The 15883-nt window shown below is 41.6% G+C and carries 28 protein-coding genes and 2 pseudogenes; 6 read left to right on the plus strand and 24 right to left on the minus strand.

Features of this window, described 5'->3' with window-relative positions; translation table 11 throughout:
* Positions 1-193 precede the first annotated feature (193 nt).
* The 24 genes and pseudogenes from ACRDCA_RS12535 to ACRDCA_RS12650 all read right to left on the minus strand — a co-directional run bounded on the left by ACRDCA_RS12535 (position 194) and on the right by ACRDCA_RS12650 (position 10958).
* Positions 194-844, minus strand: coding sequence for an antitermination protein Q (locus ACRDCA_RS12535; RefSeq protein WP_438689802.1), 651 nt, complete (start codon positions 842-844; stop codon positions 194-196).
* Positions 841-1125 (minus strand): DUF1364 domain-containing protein, encoded by a 285-nt coding sequence (locus tag ACRDCA_RS12540; protein ID WP_438690149.1) that lies wholly within the window; start codon positions 1123-1125, stop codon positions 841-843. The genes ACRDCA_RS12535 and ACRDCA_RS12540 overlap by 4 nt, the downstream gene beginning before the upstream one ends.
* Positions 1125-1724 (minus strand): DUF1367 family protein, encoded by a 600-nt coding sequence (locus ACRDCA_RS12545; RefSeq protein WP_438689803.1) that lies wholly within the window; start codon positions 1722-1724, stop codon positions 1125-1127. Before ACRDCA_RS12545 ends, ACRDCA_RS12540 begins: the two co-directional genes overlap by 1 nt.
* Positions 1725-2296: 572 nt before the next feature.
* Entirely contained in the window at positions 2297-2653 is a 357-nt protein-coding gene (locus ACRDCA_RS12550; RefSeq protein WP_438689804.1) for a hypothetical protein, read from the minus strand.
* On the minus strand, positions 2637-2942 hold the full coding sequence (locus tag ACRDCA_RS12555) for a hypothetical protein (protein WP_438689805.1): 306 nt from the start codon (positions 2940-2942) through the stop codon (positions 2637-2639). The genes ACRDCA_RS12550 and ACRDCA_RS12555 overlap by 17 nt, the downstream gene beginning before the upstream one ends.
* A gap of 9 nt (positions 2943-2951) precedes the next feature.
* Positions 2952-3197, minus strand: coding sequence for a hypothetical protein (locus ACRDCA_RS12560; RefSeq protein WP_438689806.1), 246 nt, complete (start codon positions 3195-3197; stop codon positions 2952-2954).
* A gap of 1 nt (position 3198) precedes the next feature.
* Positions 3199-3414, minus strand: a complete 216-nt coding sequence (locus tag ACRDCA_RS12565) for a hypothetical protein (protein WP_438689807.1) — start codon at positions 3412-3414, stop codon at positions 3199-3201.
* A 10-nt stretch (positions 3415-3424) separates the two neighbouring features.
* Positions 3425-3673, minus strand: a complete 249-nt coding sequence (locus ACRDCA_RS12570) for a hypothetical protein (RefSeq protein ID WP_438689808.1) — start codon at positions 3671-3673, stop codon at positions 3425-3427.
* A 1-nt stretch (position 3674) separates the two neighbouring features.
* Positions 3675-4007, minus strand: coding sequence for a hypothetical protein (locus ACRDCA_RS12575; protein WP_438689809.1), 333 nt, complete (start codon positions 4005-4007; stop codon positions 3675-3677).
* Between the two features lie 37 nt (positions 4008-4044).
* Positions 4045-4320, minus strand: a pseudogene (locus ACRDCA_RS12580) (dATP/dGTP pyrophosphohydrolase domain-containing protein); the annotation flags it as partial.
* Positions 4321-4541: 221 nt separating this feature from the next.
* Positions 4542-5312, minus strand: coding sequence for a hypothetical protein (locus tag ACRDCA_RS12585; protein WP_438689810.1), 771 nt, complete (start codon positions 5310-5312; stop codon positions 4542-4544).
* Between the two features lie 162 nt (positions 5313-5474).
* On the minus strand, positions 5475-5759 hold the full coding sequence (locus ACRDCA_RS12590) for a phage protein NinX family protein (RefSeq protein WP_438689811.1): 285 nt from the start codon (positions 5757-5759) through the stop codon (positions 5475-5477).
* Positions 5759-5941, minus strand: a complete 183-nt coding sequence (locus ACRDCA_RS12595; RefSeq protein WP_438689812.1) for a hypothetical protein — start codon at positions 5939-5941, stop codon at positions 5759-5761. Before ACRDCA_RS12595 ends, ACRDCA_RS12590 begins: the two co-directional genes overlap by 1 nt.
* Positions 5938-6246, minus strand: a complete 309-nt coding sequence (locus ACRDCA_RS12600) for a hypothetical protein (protein WP_438689813.1) — start codon at positions 6244-6246, stop codon at positions 5938-5940. The genes ACRDCA_RS12595 and ACRDCA_RS12600 overlap by 4 nt, the downstream gene beginning before the upstream one ends.
* Entirely contained in the window at positions 6246-6731 is a 486-nt protein-coding gene (locus ACRDCA_RS12605) for a hypothetical protein (protein WP_438689814.1), read from the minus strand. Before ACRDCA_RS12605 ends, ACRDCA_RS12600 begins: the two co-directional genes overlap by 1 nt.
* Entirely contained in the window at positions 6721-6846 is a 126-nt protein-coding gene (locus tag ACRDCA_RS12610) for a hypothetical protein (RefSeq protein WP_438689815.1), read from the minus strand. Before ACRDCA_RS12610 ends, ACRDCA_RS12605 begins: the two co-directional genes overlap by 11 nt.
* Before the next feature lie 46 nt (positions 6847-6892).
* Complete coding sequence (locus ACRDCA_RS12615) at positions 6893-7765, minus strand: chromosome partitioning protein ParB (protein WP_438689816.1); 873 nt, start codon at positions 7763-7765, stop codon at positions 6893-6895.
* 24 nt (positions 7766-7789) lie between these two features.
* Positions 7790-7945, minus strand: a complete 156-nt coding sequence (locus tag ACRDCA_RS12620; RefSeq protein ID WP_438689817.1) for a hypothetical protein — start codon at positions 7943-7945, stop codon at positions 7790-7792.
* A 10-nt stretch (positions 7946-7955) separates the two neighbouring features.
* Positions 7956-8381: a hypothetical protein gene (locus tag ACRDCA_RS12625; RefSeq protein ID WP_438689818.1), complete on the minus strand. Its 426-nt coding sequence runs from the start codon at positions 8379-8381 to the stop codon at positions 7956-7958.
* Between the two features lie 2 nt (positions 8382-8383).
* Complete coding sequence (locus tag ACRDCA_RS12630; RefSeq protein ID WP_438689819.1) at positions 8384-8794, minus strand: zinc-finger-containing protein; 411 nt, start codon at positions 8792-8794, stop codon at positions 8384-8386.
* An 896-nt stretch (positions 8795-9690) separates the two neighbouring features.
* A pseudogene (locus ACRDCA_RS12635) lies at positions 9691-9987 on the minus strand (hypothetical protein); the annotation flags it as partial.
* A gap of 26 nt (positions 9988-10013) precedes the next feature.
* On the minus strand, positions 10014-10238 hold the full coding sequence (locus tag ACRDCA_RS12640; RefSeq protein ID WP_438689820.1) for a cell envelope biogenesis protein OmpA: 225 nt from the start codon (positions 10236-10238) through the stop codon (positions 10014-10016).
* A 14-nt stretch (positions 10239-10252) separates the two neighbouring features.
* Positions 10253-10696: a toxin YdaT family protein gene (locus tag ACRDCA_RS12645; RefSeq protein ID WP_438689821.1), complete on the minus strand. Its 444-nt coding sequence runs from the start codon at positions 10694-10696 to the stop codon at positions 10253-10255.
* Positions 10697-10706: 10 nt separating this feature from the next.
* Positions 10707-10958 carry a transcriptional regulator gene (locus ACRDCA_RS12650; RefSeq protein WP_438689822.1) on the minus strand — a complete coding sequence of 84 codons (252 nt, stop codon included), beginning with the start codon at positions 10956-10958 and terminating at the stop codon, positions 10707-10709.
* On the opposite strand from ACRDCA_RS12650, the gene ACRDCA_RS12655 reads away from it, so the two are divergent.
* The 6 genes from ACRDCA_RS12655 to ACRDCA_RS12680 all read left to right on the plus strand — a co-directional run bounded on the left by ACRDCA_RS12655 (position 10957) and on the right by ACRDCA_RS12680 (position 15877).
* Complete coding sequence (locus ACRDCA_RS12655) at positions 10957-11499, plus strand: helix-turn-helix domain-containing protein (RefSeq protein ID WP_438689823.1); 543 nt, start codon at positions 10957-10959, stop codon at positions 11497-11499. The genes ACRDCA_RS12650 and ACRDCA_RS12655 overlap by 2 nt on opposite strands.
* A gap of 245 nt (positions 11500-11744) precedes the next feature.
* Positions 11745-12377, plus strand: coding sequence for a hypothetical protein (locus ACRDCA_RS12660; protein ID WP_438689824.1), 633 nt, complete (start codon positions 11745-11747; stop codon positions 12375-12377).
* 39 nt (positions 12378-12416) lie between these two features.
* Complete coding sequence (locus ACRDCA_RS12665; RefSeq protein ID WP_438689825.1) at positions 12417-12650, plus strand: hypothetical protein; 234 nt, start codon at positions 12417-12419, stop codon at positions 12648-12650.
* Positions 12651-12660: 10 nt separating this feature from the next.
* Positions 12661-12795: a hypothetical protein gene (locus ACRDCA_RS12670; protein ID WP_438689826.1), complete on the plus strand. Its 135-nt coding sequence runs from the start codon at positions 12661-12663 to the stop codon at positions 12793-12795.
* 192 nt (positions 12796-12987) lie between these two features.
* Positions 12988-13284 carry a DNA breaking-rejoining protein gene (locus tag ACRDCA_RS12675; protein WP_438689827.1) on the plus strand — a complete coding sequence of 99 codons (297 nt, stop codon included), beginning with the start codon at positions 12988-12990 and terminating at the stop codon, positions 13282-13284.
* Between the two features lie 70 nt (positions 13285-13354).
* Positions 13355-15877 carry a RecE family exodeoxyribonuclease gene (locus ACRDCA_RS12680; protein ID WP_438689828.1) on the plus strand — a complete coding sequence of 841 codons (2523 nt, stop codon included), beginning with the start codon at positions 13355-13357 and terminating at the stop codon, positions 15875-15877.
* The last annotated feature ends 6 nt before the right edge of the window (positions 15878-15883 follow it).

A 15883-nucleotide genomic window follows, 5' to 3' on the forward strand; every position in this document is an offset into this window, starting at 1 on the left:
AAAAAATCGGGGGTATTTATATTATTGATTTTATTGATGTTTTTATAAATTAAACGGCGGCTTGAAGATTTCAAAACCCTGGTGTTGGTTTGCTTCAAGCCGCCATTCAAAACAGTAAACTTGATTAAGAAAGCTTTATTAGTATTCAGCTTAATAAACTCCCACTATGGGAGTCAATTTAGGGCAAATTTTCTCACATTGCAACAGATTCCGTATAAAAAGATGACATTGCCGTAATTCTTTGATATTCGGATTCAGCAATAGCTTCTTGTGAATAACACCACGCCAAAAGAATTTCATAAAAGCGCGACCATACTCTATACCACGTGGCGCGGGATACGCCGGGAACTAATGCCAGAATGGCATGATGCACATGAGTTTGTGTTAATGGGCGCAATCCCGAACCGTGGCATTTTTTACACGGTACAATGATCAACCGGCCTTCTCTATCAGTCGCTTTTCTATCGCAGACTTCACCACTTCCGCCGCATCGGCATTTTGCGCCTGGTGTGTCTGCCGTTCTACAATATTCCTCTAAAACTTTTGTAGCCAAAACGCGGATAGCCATAGCGCCTTTTCTTCCTGGTATCTTACCAACATATTTCCGCACCTGAGTATTGGCATATTTCACTAACTCATTTAACGCAGTAAAGCCAGCATCAGCATCTTTTGTATATTTGGCATATAGCAGGCACAATCCGGCACGATGTCGCGCCTGAGTCATTCCTAGGGCCGTTAACACGTCAGTTTTAGTTAGATGACTACTACCCGTAGATCTAGCCTGATATGCGACAATTTGCGCAGATTTTGGATCGCCAATCGTTAATGCAAATTTGAGTCTCATAATTTGCCCTCAGCTATTAAAATATATTGAGTACGCATCACACCTTCCGCATGATAGAGCCTGGCTGTATCGCTATCAATCTTACGTGTACGCCGATCAACTTCATCGTGGCAAGCACTACATGCCCATGCTATTTGGGTATCTGGCGGTTTAATGGCTGTTCCACAGGTTCCCGCTAGGCGGTAATGCGCCGGGACTGTAGTTTCATCATTCTGATTACAGATCCCCGGTATTCGAATCTGGCATTCACGCCCGCGCGCTTCTTTTGTAAGTTTGCTCATCATTCAAAATCCCGCAATTGTGCAGCAACGTTTTCAACTTCATTCTGTGATTTGAATTTTCGGAATAAGATCCAATTCCAAAGAACATTTAATGAAGATTTATAAAGCTGCCTAAATTCCAATTCATCCATATTTGAAAAACTGATGGATTTTGCTCGCCTATTTTTGCTGCCATCCGGGTAAATATGTTCAGTATAATAACCGGCCTGAATTGTTACCCAATCACGAAAAGCATCGAAAGATTTTAGAAATGCAATATCGGAAGTGCGATTTAGCCCGACTTCATTTAGATAGCGATCAGCGGCTTCAGATAAAGCCGCGTTATGATCCATGCCAACATTTCTACATAGGTAATCTACAAACCCGTTAATAAGTTGTTGCTCAGCTGGCAAGATAACGCCACCGGTTGGCGTCCAATATGAAAAGCCCAATTGCAACAATTTGAAAAAACGTTTGTGATAATTATAATTGCGGGGATGACTGAATTTAGCAGAAATCGCATCACCAAGTTTTATCTTGCTAATGAAATCCACATCAATAATCGTCGCCGGTCTTAGCAGACCTACGGCGCATTTTTCAAGCGTTAAAAGTTGTGCCATCTTATCACCTCATGGCACAACGTAAGACCAGGTGTCAGTTGTTCAAGCTGACCAAATGATTATAGCATATCCTTATAAACGCTCTACCTGATTTGAGGTTGAATAATGTCATATCCAGTAGATCTGGCAATCTCAATAAATCCCGGTATCGTATTAATATGTTGATCTGCTCTTAATGGCTCCTTAGCCGTTATTACTCCATCTTTAGTGTAAACAACAGTGCATCCACTTCTTGGTAACTTAATGAATTTTATGAAAAAGACTTTGCTCATGAAAACCCCACAATAAAATTATTTAGCTGGCTTTCTATCCCTACATTGCCCAAGCATCAATGCGCCGATCAATAGTTAGTTAAAGATTCATATCCTGCAAATATGAAACTTTAGCTTTTAATTGAAAATAATTATGAATAAAAATGAATCTCTTTTAAATACAATGAGATAAAAGAAGCTTTTTCATGTATTGAAAATGAATCTTTGAGATATAGATCACATAAAAAAACCCTAACTAAATAGGGTTAATGGGATTGCTTTATTGATTATTATTTTAATTGATATAGTTGAACATGCTAACTATTCATCACCTGGCGCAATCTTAAAGCCAGCCGCAAGAATGCTTTTGCGTGTGCGCTTGTAAGGGATCACTGATACGATTTTTCCCTCCGATTCTATCTCTACTGGTGCGGGCAGCGTGATCGGTGTTTGCAAGCGGCTTTCCGCAGCTTTCAACCGTTCCAAAATTTCTTGGCTATCCGTTTGCTGATTTTTTTCTTGAAGATCCACCAGCAATTTTTCAACAAAATCAGGGTTGAAAGTTGAAAAAAAATTATTCATTTTCCGCATTCTTTCATCTGGCGGCATGGCAGGCGTTGATCGGGCCTCTTTTGCATCATGTAATATTTTCAATAAATCTTCATGAGTGGGGATCATTTTTATCTCCTGGCAATAACTTACGAATTTTGATTAAGTTCGGATTTTTCATCTTGCAAAGCTGTGTCGTCGCCTCATCAATTGTGTTGAATGTGTGCGCATTTTTTATATCTTTCGTCCAGTATTTGGCTTTGTACTCACCAAGATCGCATTCAAAATAAAGGCGTCCAACTCCGATAAATTTAGGCTTTCCATTCATCATTACGATGCCGCGTTCATCATAAAGAACATCGTCACCTTCAAGCGTCATTAGAACGAATGGGCCATCTGGTTTTATTGTATTAGTCATTTTCCATCCTTATCCGCATACACCTTGAACAGCATTGGGAAAATAAATATCCTCGCTAAATCCGTGGCCGGTTATGTTAAGTGCTCGAACTAAGTCAATATCCGCAGCATTTATTTCATCTTGATAACTCGTATCGTAAAGCCCTATGCTATCATCACCAATAGTATAGAACCCGATCCGTTTAGACGGGCATTTTTTTAAAAGCGCGTTCACTTGTTTAATCCACTTTCTTTCCTCTACCGTTAGTTCTGCCATATTATTTCACCTTAAATTTTTTATGCCCTGGCGCAAAGCATGTATCTCTATCCCTGTGAATGCTCCAACCTTCCGCCTTTGCCTGGGATTTGCAATCAGCCCAATTTTCTCCGAAATATTGAGCAAATCCGCCGTTATATTGATAATCACTTTCCGGCTTTTTGCACTCCAGACACTCACAGTATAAATCCATTGTGTAACATGCTGCGATTGCCATAACTCACCCGCTAGTGATATTTAAAAACTATAGGATTGGTAACTTTTAAATGCTCCAATCCTTTCTTATTTATTGTGTACTGTGGAGTTGCAGCGCTTCCAGATTTTACCGCAACACCTTTTTTTACAAGTGATTCCATAATGCGGATAGTTCCCGATCTACCGTTCCATATCCATCCGCAGCCTGGAAACCAACCTTTTCGAGAATAAAGCCATTCTAAACAGCTCTGCTGATTCTTTCCTAATTTTAGTGCTGACATATCACACCCCCTCGACCTTATCCGCCGCACATAGAGCATCACGCAGGCTTAGATAGAGAGCCTCAACTTCATTGCGGTATAGCGCAAACTCACGCCCAGGAACCGAGCCAAGTTGAGTTATGTAAAAATCACTAGCAGTATGACGGCAATAAAAATCACTGCGCCGTGGATCGGTGTCCAGGCTTGTAATGGTAGGTTGCTGCTCTATAGTCACGCCTGGAATTTTCCCGGCTGCGATAGCGTCATACATTGCGCAAACCTGATCCCAATCACGCCCACCGTTTGGGAAAAAATCTTGCATTGCGGCGGTTGCATCATCTTTTTGAATTTTCATTTTTAATATCCTTTTTTAAATTTTCAACATATGGTTATTTAATGTGTAACCTTGGCTCACCGTCTTTTGGTTCCGGCCATGACCGAGCCTTATTTATTGCTAGCTTTTCTATCATCGCCTGATTTAGTTGCTCATCAGTGATACCGGCGCGGCGCAGGGCGTCCCAAAAGAGAAACTGGATATCAGCCCACTCTAAGAGATCGTCAGGCTTTTCTGCCGCTTCTATGGCTTCTTTTGCCAGATGCCTTAGCGGGCCAACGGGGCCAACGTTCCCGAATGTGGCGTTCGACCATTCAGCGTGTTGTTGGCGTATGCTTTTTAATCCATCCACCCTGGCGGCTATCATGTTCCAAACTGGTTCATATTCCGGCCAATCTGATTCAACAACAACACATTCAAACGGGATTTCTCCTTGTATTTTCCTATCAATCGCAATACTTTTAGAAATAGTATGCAACAGTTGATAATTCACCGGGCCGAGATACTTTTCAGCATCGGATACTTTAATAACAATATAGCGACTTTCTCTTTTCATCATATTTCCTCTATTTTGCTAATGGCATGTGCTTGAATTGCCTCTACTACATCACGCACGTTTTCAGCGCTTGTACGATGCCTGGCAACATCGGATAAAAACGTATAGATAGCGGCCACTCTAGGTAATTTAATTGATTCCTGTAATTGCTGCTCAAGCTCCGCCAGTTTTGCGGCGGTAAACGGGAACCAGGTTACAAGGCTGCTATCCTTTGACCAGTCAGCCGGTAGCGCGGCTAACTGCCGTTCCGCAGCTGCTGCGCGTTGCGTGATAGCCTGTATTGCTTCAACTAAATCAACAGGTGCAACATCAATAGCATCTTCCCCAAAACCAAGCGCGACACGTACAGCGCGACTTTCGGCACGGCGTTGATCTGCTTGCCCTGGCTCCATTTGTAGCCGCTGCTCAAGCTCTGCGTTTCGCTCCCGTAGCATTTTGGCCTCATCAAACAACTCACAAACGTGCCTGTTTTGCGTGGTCACTCGCCTATCTGCCTCTTCTGCCTTCCCACGCCACTCCAGCATGTCAACAAGATAGTTTTTGCTTTTGGCCTCTTCCAGCGCTGCCAGCAGTTCACCGATAACCTGTGACGCTTTATCTGCCGTTTCAGTTATCGAAACGTCAGCGCCGGTATCACAGCCATTTTCATCTTCAAACCGTATATCTACGATGTCGCCGTCAATGTCCCAACTGTCGAAACTGGCAATATCTCCGAGCAAGCGAGCAATGCCCCTTGCAGACGCTTTCAATGCTTCTAATTTATCTGTCATTCGCTTTCATCCTCACGCTTAACGATATAGAACTCCTTGCACCCACAGCGGGGGCAGGTTGAATCTTTTACCGGTATGCCGTGTATGGGCTTGGCTTCGACAAGAACGCGCTCAGAGTGCTGATGAATCAGCTTGCACTTCCTGCGGCTGCATTCGTACGTGTCATTTTCCATTGTCATGCTGTTGTTCCTGCATCATGAGATAGACGACCATCGCCGCACGTAGGGGGTTGGCATCTTCGATTACTGGCGTGTGTACAGTTCGCGCCCCACACGTTTCACCGCGCCAGATAATGTTGATTTTATTGGCTGCTATGATCGGCCAGGCGTTACTAGAGAGATTGCAGTAGTCAGGGAGCGCAGGGCCAATCTCCCGGCCTGTTTGTTTTTCGATAGCGTCAGCAACGCGCATGTTGATATCAAAGTCTGATAGGTCGCTATAGTTCATCAGTCATTGCCCCATTCATCGCAACCAGCATCAACTGGCGTTTTGCCTGCATCGTAGTCATAACGCCATGCATCGGCATCTGCGGCGCTTTCACCGCGTAAATAGGCATAGTCACAAAGCTGTTCATGCCATTCTTCAAAAGTAGCGTTACGTTTTGTTGATGCGAAATCTGGTTTTCTCATAGCTTTGCTTCCTCCTGGGAATCATAAACAACATATGCCAACCATAAAATTTCGTTCATTGCATCCCAAAATCGTTTTTCGATATCCATACTAGGGCCGATAAATTTCCCGAATCCCAATGATTCCCATTGCATTAAAATTTTTTTCTCATCTGCATTAGTATGAATCCGTTCAATAAATCCCTCATTAACTGCACGATATTGTACATATGGAATTAAACGTATTTCGCCCTGGGTAATTTCAATCCCCAGAATTTCCATAGCCTTTTCTTTTATAGCTTCTGTAAGCTGTCCACGCTTTGCCATTAGTAATCCCCCCAATTGTAAGTTGATGCTACCGGGCCTTTTTCTTGTGCGGCTAGGAATTCCCTACCATCAGGTAATTTTTCCACGGTACATTGAAAGCCACCTGTAATAAATCCTCCATCGCGTAGACCTTTAAGGCATAGGCGAACAGTTTCTTCTCTAAGCTGCATTTTCTCTAGCTGGAACATTTTACGATAGACGAATGCGCGCAACGCTTCTTCTTTGGTGTAATGGTAACTGGAACGATAAGCACCCTTGGCGCAGCGTTTTACATTACGTTTTACGTTCTCTTTCGGGCCACCGGTCTGATATTTGATGAGCGTTTCTAGCGGCATATATGGCATATCATAAACATGCCAAAATGTTTTTTCAGTTTCGCGAATAATGACGCGTCTAAATAAACTTATAACTGGACGGCCTTCGCTATCATTACCATCTACATAGCGATAACAATATTTTTTATCCATTTCAATATTATTTGTCATTTTTCACCTCATCATCAGCAAACGCATCTATAATTAATGCAACAACAAAAATAAAAGCAATAATTATAGAAGCCCATGAAAGACGGTCTAAACTTTTCAACATATCCCAAAGCATAAAAACCCCCGATTATCTCCGCCGATTTATAACCGGCGGATTATCACTAGTCCTGAATTTCTAATTGCTTATCGCTGTCACCTGGATCAGCGCTTTCGCCTTTGTTTTCTTTTTCAAAATCTTTATACTGATCCAGGATTTCCAACACCTGCATTTTTTTATCATTCGGAATAAAGTCACTTTCCGTAATGAAAGTATAAAAATCATCAGTCGATAATAGCTCTAAAACAGTACGTGACTTTTTAGCGCTGAATTGCGGGATCGCTGTTGATTTGGTGGCGCGTTTCTTGCCTTTTTCTTTAGCGCCATCCGCATCAACCTTTAAAATCTCCCCGGCATTCTCCCCGAATTTTTTTACACGCTCTACCGCCAAGGGAATATCAATAACCCCCTCTTCAACGAGTTGATGCACGTCATTGTTAGCCGAAATCAATATAATAGCGTTATCAACTTTATAACGTGGAATGTGCAAAGCTTCAGCGATTTTATCCGGCGACAAATTAAGATTTTGCAAATCTCTGACTAATAAAGCCTCTTCATAATCAGTTAATGACAACTGATTATTGCTTGTTCTTATCCGCGCAATCCTATCAACATCATTGCCTTCAAAGGGTTCAATCTTGATAAATTCAACCGGTTTACCGGCCTCATCACGCAGACGACGATACATCAACGTACGGCGATGCCCTTCGACAACCCACACGCCACCTTCATCGCGTGGTATCACTTCAAGATTAGGGACTTTCCCACCACTTAGCATGTATTGATAAAATTCTTCATTTGCTGTGCGATAGCGTTCGTTATCAACACGTCTATTAAAATCTTCTTTAAAAAAGATATAATCAAGAGGGATCAACAACGATGTTTTACCACGCTTGATAATTTTCTCATCAATCATCTTGTTGAATGAGTTAGCCATTATTTTATGCTCCTTATGATTTTGTTAATCGTAATTCTGTTCAGTTGGTTTAAAATCGTCATCATCATCGTCATCTTCCAAATAGCAACACAACAACAAAATTGCACACACTACTATCACCACAACAGCGCCATAATCTAATTTATCAACCGTCTGTAACCACTCCCACAATTCAGCCATTGTTCACCCCTCATGCTTTTGATTCAGCAGATAAGCGGCGCATTATTTCCGCTTCAGTAGGTAGCTTTTGCTTTGCTGCCTTAATAAAAATGCTTTTCCGTTTCGCGCTTGTTCTTGTTAGTAAATGCTCTACGCGCTGAAGCGGCATTTTTAACATTTTGGCTATCTGCTCAGCTGTACGGCCAAGAAGATACAACTGGTAAATCCCGGTTAACACGCCATTACCGTATGCGTTTCGGTCACCGATTTTTACCACCGGTAAACCTTCTGTAACGGGTTTACAGACCTTCGATGCTTTCACTGTAGGAAAGTATGCAACTTTACACCGCGCACGTGCTGCGGCCTGCCACGTGTCGATATACACGGCGCTATAATCACGACCATCATCAACAACGGGACGCCTTTCACGGATTAGACTGTTAATTTCTAACGTCATGATCATGCCCTCCTTTGCAATTCGTTTTTATAGTCCGTTGCTATTCGCGTTGCCTTTCTGCATTGCTCAGTATCAAACATACCAATCCGACATTGTGCGCTTGGCATTTTCATTTGTTCGGCTAACCACTGATAAGCGTCTAACCGATTCATGCCGAATTCTTTCCACAATGGATCGAACGCTGCATAAGCTAATCTCTGTACAGCTCTCAATTGAGCATTAGCCAGTCTACCCACTGGAATAGCATCGCTATCATGAAAACAGGCTACGTAGGCATTACATGGCGAACATACCCAATAATACCTTTTGCTCAAATCACGGCGATATGGGAAAAGCTCATATCCACGGACTAGCCTTGCAGGCTTGTTACAATAATTACAATTAATAATTCTATCAATATTCATTGTTTCCATGATTAGCCCCCTTGATTCGGTTGTTCGCCAGTTTCCTGGTAAGCCAGTTTTAAAAATTCATGCCAAGCCTTTTTGCTTTCATATTCCTTTGCCATACGCAAGTTTGATCTTGAGTATTTATCTAATGCTATTTCCTCTGATTTATTCAAAGGTTTTTTCTTGCAAACAATAATCCTGTTAAACGATCCTTCGAAATCAATTCCCGCAATATTAGTTATCATGGGCGGAGAAAAGCTTTTCCAGTCATTCGCGATTGTATGCGTTATTACTGATTCCGCTGAATGCCCCTGTTTCCTAAATCCATCCAAACGTTTCACGCAAGCAGCTGCCGCACTTTGGGTTTTAATCGGCTTGCGCAGCTCGACACAAAATCTAACCCAGGTTTGCCACAGCTCGACGGATAACCATTCCGGCAGTTGAAAATTCAACGGATCAAAAATTTCCTCTCCCTCCCCCTGGGGGGCTTGGGGGGGATCTTCTCTTTCTTGATCTTTATCTTCCTCTTGATCTTTATCTTTCGTAGACGACGTAGCTACACCGTAGTTACTACGGTTAACTTTGAAGCTTTCATCAGGCAGTGATTGCAAAAATGAAATACAGTCATCTATCGAATTGAAATCTTTGTTTTTGGTTTTTAAAATCAACTGGTTAAGCGCATCAGTTTTGTAAAACCAACCTTCAGTTTTCCGAGACTCTTTGAAGAAATCAAGGATCACAGCGTCATTTTGTTCAGTAGTTTTTAACGTCGCCAGCACCTCAAATTTACTATGGGAACTGGATTTTAAATCCTTGCATCTGGCCCACGGATTACGACTAATTCCTACTCTTACTACGTCACCATCCGTAGTAGCTACGTAGTATACGTAGTTACTACTCTGTGCTTTCCCGGTTGCAATATCTTCTTTTTGTGGCTGGCGCTGTTCCCAACCCGTCAAGCGTTTGCCATCCAGAACCCTCTTTTGCATAGCCGCAATTATCGCTTCTATGGCTGCGTCATCCTCATTAAGAGCACTTGCTATATCTTCCTCACCAATCTGATAAATACCCCTCTCCTGGGCTTGTGAGGCGGAAATCATTAATTGCACATATACAGCTTGCACTAAAGCAATTGATTGCCCAGATAATCTAGCAATAGTTCGCCATTTTGGATCGTTGGGCATATCGTGCCACAATCTTAGCCATGAGTTAGCCATTGATCCCCCAATTGCGCCGAGTCATTTTAACGTCTACTCTTTTTTGTTTCCGGCTTATCTTTTATCCTTTTTAATGGCTTGGCATAAGTTTTAGCATACGCAAGGGAACTAGCTACAGTAGCATTAGCGCGATCAATATAATGATTAGCTCCATGGATTGCCGCAGAACGTGCGACATTTATAGGAAATCCATCGCGAACTAATTGATCACGAATTTGCATTTCTATTTGTTCTTTTGTGAAATTAGCCATTTTAAAATTTCCTTTTAATGCAAATTTACACCACCACCTACGGGGCCGCTGTTTGCTATGTGCTCTGACATTTCAATCATTGCACCAAACAAGGCTTCAACCTCTCGATCAATACGTGCTTTCCGTTCCAGGATTTCCCTCAAAGTCTCCGATGAATGGCTACGCATACGCGCAAGTAAAAAAATCGGCATCGCTTTTTCAATCGCTGGTAAGAGTGCCTGGATATTTTTTTCGCTTTTACGTGAATCACTATCTATCCAACGGAAGATCTGTTGCTTGTTATTGTGCCAGGCGGAAAAATCTATAGTCCCATCCGCACGTTCAATCACGCCAAGCCGTGGCGTGGTCATTTTTTGTTGATGAAACTTTTCAGTGATTAGCGCAGCTATACGCCGTTGGCCCACTTCAGCGGCCCATACGCGCAAAGCATTGCGGATCTGTTCGTGTTTGATTTCCATAAATCGTTACCTATTTCTCCTGGGGTGTAGATTGATCATCTGGTGGCAGGCAATCAGTGGGATTGATATAGAGATCAGGCCGCAGTTCATGCGGCGTGATACCAGAAATTGCATATACTTTTAATACCCGGCCTTGAGGGATAACGCCGTTCCTTTTATTTATCCATTTACCAACTGATTGTTGAGAGATCCCTAACCTCTCAGCAAACAATTTTGTAGAACCTACGGCCTTAATGGCACGTAGCAGGATTTCTTTTGACATGTTCACATCAACCCTTGTTGTTATTGAGAATGCAGTAAACCACAGGGTTATATCAATATGCAACCATTGGGTTATTTTTAATGTTAAACCTTTGGGTTATAATTTTGAAATGAATGAAGAAAATGTTTCAAAAGAACCAGCCATTGCGGCCCGCCTGTATCAGCTGATGAATGAAACTGGCGTAAATAAATCTGGACTTGCTCGCATATGTGGCGTTAGCCCCCAGGCGGCTGGGCGCTGGTTTACTAAAGGAAAGATGAGTAAAGATTCTGCGCTAAAAATTTCTGAGGCGTTTGGTGTGTCTTTAACATGGCTCTTAAGTGATGCTGAAGATGTTGATGATCAAGTATTTGATAATCAATTTATTTTGAGTGAAAAACACAAAAATTTATTAAGACTATTTGATCGGCTACCAGAAACAGAACAGGATAATCATCTGGAAACCTTGAAAATTAAAGTTGAAAATTATGATAAACTATTCTTTGAAATGCTAAAGGGTAGAAATATCAAAGAGATAATCAAATCAAAAAGAAAAAAATAACTCCCTCCACTTTTTTGAAACCGACTTAGGTCGGTTTTTTTTCGTCAAAAATTCAACTAGTTACCCATAAAATCATAATTACCTTCACCCTTTGGTTGAAATAGGTTTAACCCTATGGTTTAATCTATCACTCAACACGGCAACAAACGAAATCAGCACAACGTGTAGACAGGTAGGCGGCAAGTTCTGACAGCTCGGAAAGACGGCAAAGGGAAAAACCACTTAGGGCTATCAAAGAGGATTACATGATGAGCAAAACAGCAATCAAGGCACTGACAAAAGCACAAGACATAATCACCGCCGTTGGTGTATCTCTTAATCTTGTTGGTTATCTTGCAAGCGACTGGCGCAAAAATTGGCGTAACGCTGATCAAATGGCTTGCTTGCTCATCGATTCAGTTGCTAACGCTTTCCAGTGCGAGAACAGCGAAACATTAGACGCGAACCTTTATGACAACATGACTCAAGCGGTTACTGGTTATATTGAATCTAATCTCGACACCTGGAACCAGGCAGAATTTAGCGGGTTTAATAGAACCATCGCTTGCGAACTGATGCGCTTGGCTGAAATGGTAGAAAAGAACGCCATTTTTGAGGCTCACGCCGCAGCGCTGATCATGAATCATGAAATTGATGCACTTGCGCAGAAACTAGCGGATCGCCGCTGTTACTGGATGAATGCGATAGCTGTCCACAACACTCAACAGGAAGTGATCGCACAATACAAACGTGATGCTTTCAATGGTGGCCCACGCGTGGCTAATCACATCATAAAAGTGATTGTTAATGCTCGACGCATCGCCAAGACATTGACCGGTTATCTTGAGGTTGAACCTAAACCAGTATCAGCATATACCGGCGCAGATATCCCATTTTAATCAGTCGCGCCCTGCGGGGCGCATGATTTACCAGGGGGAATGATGAAACCAACTTCATTAAAGCCTGGTCAGCGCGTTCTAATACAGTCTTGTTATGAGGATGGAGAAACCTTTAAGGGTACTTTTATTGAACGCGTACCGCGCCATTATTGCCGTGCAGCTTATAGCGTTATCCAGGTTGATGAGTTTGCAGGCATACATGGTAGCAATGATCTAGGCGAAACAAATTATTCTGATTATGACGTGTCACGACGCGTCACATTAATTAAATGAGGGCTGCATCATGGAACAAGAAATTATTGTTGTTAGTTTTGAAAACCCATTTCTCACAATTGAGATTTTAGAAAACCTTGCTGCATATTCTGGCTTTGACATTCAAATTGATGCAGATAAAAAACAGGTTACCTTTTCCAAGTAGCAATGAATTTCTTACCTTGTCTTTCCTTGACTCCGTGGGGCGGCGCAAGGAATTAATAAGGTATGAAATTCTGACAGCCGGGAAAGTACCGGCACCTATTATTAAACGCCAACACCAGGGATCTATATGCAGCTATTGCTATTTGCGTTAGTTGCAAACAATGCACATTATTTTAAAATTAAGGAATTTATCATGGAAATTGCAATCAAAAAAATCGAAGTGAAATTGTCTCTTTTGAATGATGAAGTTGTCGAGTTTTCAATTGATGGCGATCCGTTTGGTAATATCATTTTGGATTCTAAAAATGAAGCGGAGCCTGCTACGGTTCGTTTGCATGGCGGTTATATTTTAGGCTCTTATCATTGTCCACATTGTGCGATTGATGCTATCAGTGATTTATATATCATGCTGGATGAGGCAAGGGAAAAATCAGGATGTTCCACAACAAAACCGGAAAATACGAAAACAATTACTTTTCCGATTCATTAAATATAAATCCTAAAAGCCCGCGTAAAGCGGGCTGTTTGTGAATTCGCATCTAAGCTTAAGGGGTAATATAATGAAAGATATTTTCGCGTTCTATCTCAAAGGGAAATTAAAATCAGGGAAAAAATCTCTTTGGGTTTTTTTTGAATCTCTTAATGAGGATCGCGCAATGCGTGATCTGCAAAATAAAATCGAAGATGCCGGGTTAAATCCAAAGGATTATTTCAAGCCGGTTAGAACTGATTTCCATGTAGTTGATGATCTCCCTGTCGAGGGTGAATTCTGTGATACCTGGTGTGACCGCTACAGCCTTGCTGATGATGGTAAGTCATGGGAACGCATCATTACCGAACCGGGGCAACAGCTGCCGCCTGAAGCCGTTAAACCGGCATCAATCGAAGGCACTACACCAACACCAGGCCCAACGCTAACGCCAGCGGCTAATAAAAATCCACGTGAATCATTCTCAAAATTCAGCCACGCGATCAAAGTTGTCTTTATCGCCGAACATGGTTTTGATGCTATTGATACCAGCTTCACAAAAGAGGAATCAGATAAGGTAATTTCCATCGCAATACAGCAAGAAGATAAATATTATGCTGATTTAATCAAGGCTTTAACGATTAATGAAATCATAGCAATGAATGCAGAACATTTGGCCGCATTCGTTGCCGGGGTTGTTCGACGTTATGGTCATAATGATGCTGAATCTACTTTCGTAAATATCAGAAAGTATGTTGATCAACTTCTTGCTAAACCAGTTGAAGATTCAGCGTCATCAGAAATCGTAACGACTGAAACAAAGTCTATTTATAAGCGTAGTTTTAAACAGACATTTGAATATCTTGATCGTGAAATTTCATGCGCTTTGTGGCCTGGTGATGTTGACTTCGAAAATATACCTGGTGAAATTGATCGTTGGGCACAAAAGAAAATTAAAAACAACGATGAAGATTTTAAGCGTTGGTCTATGGCATTACGCACCAAATCAAATATTTTAAATTATAATCGTGAAACTATTTTCAATGTCATTCGCTTAGCTCCATCTAGAGAAATATATTCATCACCTGTTGATCTTTCAATATGGATTGAGAATTATCTTTTGGGGCATGGCGTTTTTGAATGTGATCCAAGCAATGAAAGTAAAGATATGTCTAAATTATTCACTGAGTCACCTTTGGAAAAATTGACCACTGAATTAATTGAAGTTAATGAAATCGACAATGAAAATCATGATGTTATTGAAACGGCAGAAATTTCAAATGTTGATCCGGTAAATACGGAAACTATAGAATCTACTGTTTCCTATCCAACCTTTTTTGAGCCTGGGCGTTATGAAAATATTCCTAACGATGTTTATCATGCTGCGAACGGCATCAGTAGCACGATGTTAAAAGATGCTCGAATCAGTTTAATGTATTTTCATGGTCGCCATGTTATCAAATCTATTTCTCGCGAACGTAGTGACGCGCTAACATTTGGATCATTAGTCCATACCATGGCATTAGAACCAGAAAAATTAGCTGAAGATTTTAACGTTGAACCAATCATCCCTGAAGGCGCTTTTACTGGCACGGCATCAATGCGGGCATTCATCGATAAACATAACGCAAATTTGCCAAAAATGACGGATTCAGACACTTTGCGCTCAATCCTTGATGAGCACAACGCCAAGTTGCCAACACCTTATGCCCTGGGCGGCAACGCTGATGAAATCGGCAGAATTTACACCCTGTTGCCGCCTGAATTCCAAAGCATTCAAGAAGGGCAGAAATTCACAGCAACAGCAATGAAGGCTTGCATTAAAGAATACAATGCCACTTTGCCAGAACCATTAAAAACCAGCGGTGGCCGGGATGCCTTGTTAGAGCAATTGGCAATTATTGATTTAGAATTCGCCACACTTGAAAAAGCCATTCCTGCACCGCTGCCAGTTAGTGGAACAAAAGAAGATATGGCGAACCGTATCAAAACAATTCTTCCTGATGCTATTTTTTCTGATGAAATTATTGATGCATGGACATCTTCTAGCGATGGTCGTCAATTAGTCACACAGCAACAAATGCAGGCGGCAACAGCTATTCAACGTGCTTTATTTACTCACCCGTCAGCTGGCCCGATTTTACAACATCAAAATCGCGCTGTAGAAATTAGTTATTTCGGTATTGATGAAGATACAGGGTTAGATGTGCGTGTCCGTCCCGATCTTGAAATTGACCTTGAAAATATAAGATTGGGCGTAGATCTAAAATCAACAAGCATGGGGAAAATAAAGCAGGATTTTTTACGTGCAAAGCTACACCGTGAAATTATTGATCGTGACTATCATTTAAGCGCGGCTATGTATTGTGATGTTGCAGCACTCGATCAATTCTTCTGGATTTTTGTTAATAAGGATGAAAATTATCATTGGGTAGCTATTGTTGAGGCTTCTCCTGATCTTTTGGAATTGGGTCGCCTGGAATATAAAAAAGCATTGCGGGATATTAAACAAGCTTTTGATACAGAAAATTGGCCCGCGCCAATCACTGAAGAAATCATCGATGATTTAAATGATTTCGATTTACGTCGTCTTGAATCTTTGCGCATTGTGTGAGGAATA

Origin of the sequence: Serratia sp. (in: enterobacteria) (genome assembly GCF_051654945.1) — a bacterium.
Lineage (GTDB): Bacteria > Pseudomonadota > Gammaproteobacteria > Enterobacterales > Enterobacteriaceae > Chania.

Bases quoted from the DNA above. Each gene is read 5' to 3' on its own strand.
- ACRDCA_RS12555 (WP_438689805.1), bottom strand. From the start codon at position 2,942: ATGACTAATACAATAAAACCAGATGGCCCATTCGTTCTAATGACGCTT.
- ACRDCA_RS12655 (WP_438689823.1), top strand. From the start codon at position 10,957: ATGTTCACATCAACCCTTGTTGTTATTGAGAATGCAGTAAACCACAGG.
- ACRDCA_RS12665 (WP_438689825.1), top strand. From the start codon at position 12,417: ATGATGAAACCAACTTCATTAAAGCCTGGTCAGCGCGTTCTAATACAG.
- ACRDCA_RS12660 (WP_438689824.1), top strand. From the start codon at position 11,745: ATGATGAGCAAAACAGCAATCAAGGCACTGACAAAAGCACAAGACATA.
- ACRDCA_RS12630 (WP_438689819.1), bottom strand. From the start codon at position 8,794: ATGGAAACAATGAATATTGATAGAATTATTAATTGTAATTATTGTAAC.
- ACRDCA_RS12540 (WP_438690149.1), bottom strand. From the start codon at position 1,125: ATGAGCAAACTTACAAAAGAAGCGCGCGGGCGTGAATGCCAGATTCGA.
- ACRDCA_RS12560 (WP_438689806.1), bottom strand. From the start codon at position 3,197: ATGGCAGAACTAACGGTAGAGGAAAGAAAGTGGATTAAACAAGTGAAC.
- ACRDCA_RS12570 (WP_438689808.1), bottom strand. From the start codon at position 3,673: ATGTCAGCACTAAAATTAGGAAAGAATCAGCAGAGCTGTTTAGAATGG.
- ACRDCA_RS12605 (WP_438689814.1), bottom strand. From the start codon at position 6,731: ATGACAAATAATATTGAAATGGATAAAAAATATTGTTATCGCTATGTA.
- ACRDCA_RS12640 (WP_438689820.1), bottom strand. From the start codon at position 10,238: ATGGCTAATTTCACAAAAGAACAAATAGAAATGCAAATTCGTGATCAA.
- ACRDCA_RS12535 (WP_438689802.1), bottom strand. From the start codon at position 844: ATGAGACTCAAATTTGCATTAACGATTGGCGATCCAAAATCTGCGCAA.
- ACRDCA_RS12600 (WP_438689813.1), bottom strand. From the start codon at position 6,246: ATGGCAAAGCGTGGACAGCTTACAGAAGCTATAAAAGAAAAGGCTATG.
- ACRDCA_RS12545 (WP_438689803.1), bottom strand. From the start codon at position 1,724: ATGGCACAACTTTTAACGCTTGAAAAATGCGCCGTAGGTCTGCTAAGA.
- ACRDCA_RS12645 (WP_438689821.1), bottom strand. From the start codon at position 10,696: ATGGAAATCAAACACGAACAGATCCGCAATGCTTTGCGCGTATGGGCC.
- ACRDCA_RS12585 (WP_438689810.1), bottom strand. From the start codon at position 5,312: ATGACAGATAAATTAGAAGCATTGAAAGCGTCTGCAAGGGGCATTGCT.
- ACRDCA_RS12550 (WP_438689804.1), bottom strand. From the start codon at position 2,653: ATGATCCCCACTCATGAAGATTTATTGAAAATATTACATGATGCAAAA.
- ACRDCA_RS12680 (WP_438689828.1), top strand. From the start codon at position 13,355: ATGAAAGATATTTTCGCGTTCTATCTCAAAGGGAAATTAAAATCAGGG.
- ACRDCA_RS12575 (WP_438689809.1), bottom strand. From the start codon at position 4,007: ATGAAAATTCAAAAAGATGATGCAACCGCCGCAATGCAAGATTTTTTC.
- ACRDCA_RS12615 (WP_438689816.1), bottom strand. From the start codon at position 7,765: ATGGCTAACTCATTCAACAAGATGATTGATGAGAAAATTATCAAGCGT.
- ACRDCA_RS12675 (WP_438689827.1), top strand. From the start codon at position 12,988: ATGGAAATTGCAATCAAAAAAATCGAAGTGAAATTGTCTCTTTTGAAT.
- ACRDCA_RS12625 (WP_438689818.1), bottom strand. From the start codon at position 8,381: ATGACGTTAGAAATTAACAGTCTAATCCGTGAAAGGCGTCCCGTTGTT.
- ACRDCA_RS12610 (WP_438689815.1), bottom strand. From the start codon at position 6,846: ATGCTTTGGGATATGTTGAAAAGTTTAGACCGTCTTTCATGGGCTTCT.
- ACRDCA_RS12620 (WP_438689817.1), bottom strand. From the start codon at position 7,945: ATGGCTGAATTGTGGGAGTGGTTACAGACGGTTGATAAATTAGATTAT.
- ACRDCA_RS12670 (WP_438689826.1), top strand. From the start codon at position 12,661: ATGGAACAAGAAATTATTGTTGTTAGTTTTGAAAACCCATTTCTCACA.
- ACRDCA_RS12590 (WP_438689811.1), bottom strand. From the start codon at position 5,759: ATGAACTATAGCGACCTATCAGACTTTGATATCAACATGCGCGTTGCT.
- ACRDCA_RS12595 (WP_438689812.1), bottom strand. From the start codon at position 5,941: ATGAGAAAACCAGATTTCGCATCAACAAAACGTAACGCTACTTTTGAA.
- ACRDCA_RS12650 (WP_438689822.1), bottom strand. From the start codon at position 10,958: ATGTCAAAAGAAATCCTGCTACGTGCCATTAAGGCCGTAGGTTCTACA.
- ACRDCA_RS12565 (WP_438689807.1), bottom strand. From the start codon at position 3,414: ATGGCAATCGCAGCATGTTACACAATGGATTTATACTGTGAGTGTCTG.